The sequence below is a fragment of the Delftia sp. ZNC0008 genome (genome assembly GCF_000799035.1).
GTDB classification, from domain to species: Bacteria; Pseudomonadota; Gammaproteobacteria; order Burkholderiales; family Burkholderiaceae_C; genus Comamonas; species Comamonas tsuruhatensis.
The window spans coordinates 1-4,188 of the sequence record NZ_JTKZ01000223.1; the positions used below are offsets into that span (position 1 = coordinate 1).

Sequence of the window (4,188 nt, forward strand, 5' to 3'; positions counted from 1 at the left end):
GAACAGCGACTGCACCAACCTGCCCGGCCCGTACTACGCCTGGTACCTGCGCAACCTCTACCTGGAAAACAAGCTGGTCCAGCCCGGTGCGCTGACCGTCTGCGGCGAGCGCATCGACATGCACCAGCTGCGCCTGCCGGCCTATATCTACGGCTCGCGCGAGGACCACATCGTGCCCGTGGGCGGCTCCTATGCATCGACCCAGGTGCTGGGTGGCGACAAGCGTTTCGTCATGGGCGCATCCGGCCACATCGCGGGCGTGATCAATCCGCCGGCCAAGAAAAAGCGCAGCTACTGGCTGCGCGAGGACGGCCAGCTGCCGCCCACGCTCAAGGAGTGGCAGGCCGGCGCCGACGAGTACCCGGGCAGCTGGTGGGCCGACTGGAGCCCCTGGCTGGCCGAGCACGGCGGCAAGCTGGTCGCGGCGCCAAAGCAGTACGGCAAGGGCAGGGAATACACGGCCATCGAGCCGGCCCCGGGCCGCTACGTGCTGGTCAAGGCCTGAGGCACAATCGTTTCGATGCTGCAGCGCAATAACGCTGCGGCTTGAATGCAGGGTGCCGCTGCCGCAGCTTCGGCAGTGCGCACCCGGGCATCCCTTCAAGAGTCCAAAGAAAGGTCCGTCATCATGGAAGACATCGTCATCGTTTCCGCTGTCCGCACTGCCGTTGGCAAGTTCGGCGGCACCCTTGCCAAGATCCCCGCCACCGAACTGGGCTCCATCGTGATCCGCGAGGCTCTGAGCCGCGCCAAGGTCGGCACCGACCAGGTCGGTGAAGTCATCATGGGCCAGGTGCTGGCCGCTGGCGCAGGCCAGAACCCTGCACGCCAGGCCATGATGAAGGCCGGCATCGCCAAGGAAACCCCGGCCCTGACCATCAACGCGGTCTGCGGCTCGGGCCTGAAGGCCGTGATGCTGGCGGCCCAGGCCGTGGCCACGGGCGACAGCGAGATCGTCGTGGCCGGCGGCCAGGAGAACATGAGCCTGTCGCCCCACGTGCTGCCGGGCTCGCGCGACGGCCAGCGCATGGGTGACTGGAAGATGGCCGACACCATGATCGTGGACGGCCTGTGGGACGTCTACAACCAGTACCACATGGGCATCACGGCCGAGAACGTGGCCAAGGAAAAGAGCGTCAGCCGCGAGCAGCAGGATGCCCTGGCCCTGGCCAGCCAGCAAAAGGCCACGGCCGCACAGGACGCAGGCAAGTTCGTGGACGAAATCGTTCCCGTCAGCATTCCCCAGCGCAAGGGCGATCCCGTGGTGTTCGCGGCCGATGAGTACATCAACCGCAAGACCAATGCCGACGCCCTGGCAGGCCTGCGCCCGGCCTTCGACAAGGCCGGCTCGGTGACGGCCGGCAACGCCTCGGGCCTGAACGATGGCGCGGCCGCCGTGGTGGTGATGAGCGCCTCCAAGGCCAAGGCCCTGGGCCTGACGCCGCTGGCGCGCATCGTCTCCTATGCCACCAGCGGTCTGGACCCCGCCACCATGGGCCTGGGCCCGGTGTTCGCCTCGCGCAAGGCGCTGCAGCGCGCCGGCTGGTCTGCGCAGGACGTGGACCTGTTCGAGCTGAACGAAGCCTTCGCGGCACAGGCCTGTGCGGTGAACCAGGAGCTGGGCATCGATCCGGCCAAGGTCAACGTCAACGGCGGGGCCATTGCCATCGGCCACCCCATCGGCGCATCGGGCGCCCGCATCCTGGTGACCCTGCTGCACGAGATGCAGCGCAGCGGCGCCAGGAAGGGTCTGGCCGGCCTGTGCATCGGCGGCGGCATGGGCGTGGCCATGACCGTGGAGCGCGTCTGAAAGGCTCCGGGAAAACGTTAGCAAGCTTTCAGGGTAGATCCTAGGCTTGACTAGGGCCTGCCCGAAGAGGAGCGCAGCGCACGCGCTGCATACTAGCCATGCGAGGGGGCCGGGCCCAGAGGCTCAGGCACCCTTGGCGATAACCGGCGTCAATGTTCCGGTTGTCATGGATAGATTGATCTGAAGCAACCATTGATTGACAGGAGAGAAGAATGGCTCAAAAAGTAGCGTATGTCACAGGGGGAATGGGAGGCATCGGAACGGCCATCTGCCAGCGTCTGCACAAGGAAGGCTTCAAGGTCATCGCAGGTTGTGGTCCGTCGCGCGACTTCCAGAAGTGGCTTGACGAGCAAAAGGCGCTGGGTTTCACCTTCCATGCATCGGTGGGCAATGTGGGCGACTGGGCTTCCACCGTCGAAGCCTTCAGCAAGACCAAGGCCGAGCACGGCAACATCGATGTGCTGGTCAACAACGCCGGTATCACGCGTGACCGCATGTTCATCAAGATGACGCCCGAAGACTGGCAGGCCGTGATCGAGACCAACCTCAACTCCATGTTCAACGTGACCAAGCAGGTCGTGGGCGACATGGTGGAAAAGGGCTGGGGCCGCATCATCAACATCAGCTCGGTCAACGGCGCCAAGGGCCAGGCCGGCCAGACCAACTATTCGGCCGCCAAGGCGGGCATGCACGGCTTCACCATGGCGCTGGCGCAGGAGCTGGCCACCAAGGGCGTGACCGTCAACACAGTGAGCCCCGGCTACATCGGCACCGACATGGTCAAGGCCATCCGTCCCGATGTGCTGGAGAAGATCGTGGGCACCATCCCCGTCAAGCGCCTGGGCGAGCCCAGCGAGATCGCATCGATCATCGCCTGGCTGGCTTCGGAGGAAGGCGGCTACTCCACCGGCGCCGATTTTTCGGTCAACGGTGGCCTGCACATGCATTGAACCTGCAAGGGTTCGCACTGCAAAGGAGCCTCCGGGCTCCTTTTTTGTGGGGCAGCCCCGCGGCAAATGTCCCAGAAATGACAAAACCCGCTGAAGCGGGTTCTGTGGAAGAGGGGGTCTGCACGGAAGGCCGTCAGACCGGTGGTGTCAGAGACTGGGGCACCGTGTGCGCCAGCCAGCGCCTTAGCGCTTGCGATCGCGTTCGTCTTCGGGCCAGATGGACATGATGGCGTTCGTTTGCATGGAAACTTCTCCTGTATTGCTCTCTTAACGCGGGCTGGATTCAGCTGGTTGACAGGTTTTCAAAAAATTTTCGGAGGAAGTCGAAACTTTTTTGTGACCCGGTTTTCAGGCGCTGCGGGGACCGCGCTTGCGGTCACGGTCATCCCATGGCCAGACAGCTTGGGCCAGCGCAGCGGCTGCAAAGCGGGTCTGCAGGGCGGTGTGGGAAAAGATGTCGGTCATTGCAGTCACTCCTTTGCGTGTTCAACGCGGGGCAGTGGCGGCAGGTTGACTCAGGGATTGCCCCAGGACGCAAGCAATTGCAAGCCCGGAGGTGGTGATCTGTCAGTTTGAAGACAGATTTCTGGCGCGGTGAGAAAAAATCCGTTTCCTGACAGAGGCTTACGGGCGGGGCGGGCCAATGTCGATGCTGTTACGCCTCGTTGCCCGCAATGCGTGGGCACAGGTCAACCCGGGGTGAAAACGTCCATCAGGCAAAAATCAGGGTCACGGCAGGCGCGTCGTCCACGATGTAGCCGCGGTACATGCCGGCGCTGTTGAAGGGGCAGTGCACGCGTCCCTGGCTGTCCACGGCCACCACGCCGCCCTGGCCGCCGATGTGTGTCAGCGTGCCCCGCACTGCGGCGTCGGCTGCGAGTTCCAGGCTTTGTCCCAGGTAGCGCATGCGCGCATGGATGTCGTGCGCGATGGCTGCGCGCAGGAAATGCTCTCCGGTTCCGGTGGCCGCCACGGCGCAGGTGGTGCTGTCGGCGTAGAAACCTGCGCCCACCACGGGCGTGTCGCCCACGCGCCCGGGGCGCTTGTTGGTCAGCCCGCCGGTGGATGCCGCAGCGGCCAGGTTGCCATGCACATCGCGCGCCACGGCGCCGACCGTGCCCATCTTGCCGTTCTCGTTCAGCGGAGCAGGGGGCGCCGCCAGTCCGCTGGCGTCGTGGTCCAGCAGCGCGGTCTGGCCGGATTGCGCCTGCACCCGGCGCAGCTGTGCCAGGCGCTCGGCAGAGTCGAAGTAGCCTGCATCCATCCGCGCGAGCCCGCGCTCATCGGCAAACCGCTGCGCCCCTTCGCCGACCAGGAGCACGCACTGGCCATCGTCAAGAACATGCCGCGCCAGCGCAATCGGATTGCGCACCTGGCTGACGGAGGCGACTGCGCCGGCCCGCAGGTTGCTGCCGTCCATCAACGCGG

Annotated in this window: 3 protein-coding genes and 1 pseudogene; 3 read left to right on the top strand and 1 reads right to left on the bottom strand. The window is 65.0% G+C overall.

Annotated features, from left to right (window positions below; translation table 11 throughout):
* The 3 genes and pseudogenes from L995_RS07485 to phbB all read left to right on the top strand — a co-directional run.
* A pseudogene (locus tag L995_RS07485) lies at positions 1-505 on the top strand (class I poly(R)-hydroxyalkanoic acid synthase); the annotation flags it as partial.
* A 123-nt stretch (positions 506-628) separates the two neighbouring features.
* Positions 629-1,810, top strand: a complete 1,182-nt coding sequence (locus L995_RS07490; protein ID WP_047470659.1) for an acetyl-CoA C-acetyltransferase — start codon at positions 629-631, stop codon at positions 1,808-1,810.
* A gap of 212 nt (positions 1,811-2,022) precedes the next feature.
* A complete protein-coding gene (phbB, locus tag L995_RS07495; RefSeq protein ID WP_026062290.1) occupies positions 2,023-2,760 on the top strand; it encodes an acetoacetyl-CoA reductase in 738 nt (245 codons plus the stop codon).
* Between the two features lie 712 nt (positions 2,761-3,472).
* On the opposite strand, the gene L995_RS07500 is transcribed toward phbB, so the two are convergent.
* A partial coding sequence (locus L995_RS07500) for an isoaspartyl peptidase/L-asparaginase family protein (RefSeq protein WP_047470661.1) occupies positions 3,473-4,188 on the bottom strand: 716 nt, incomplete at its 5' end.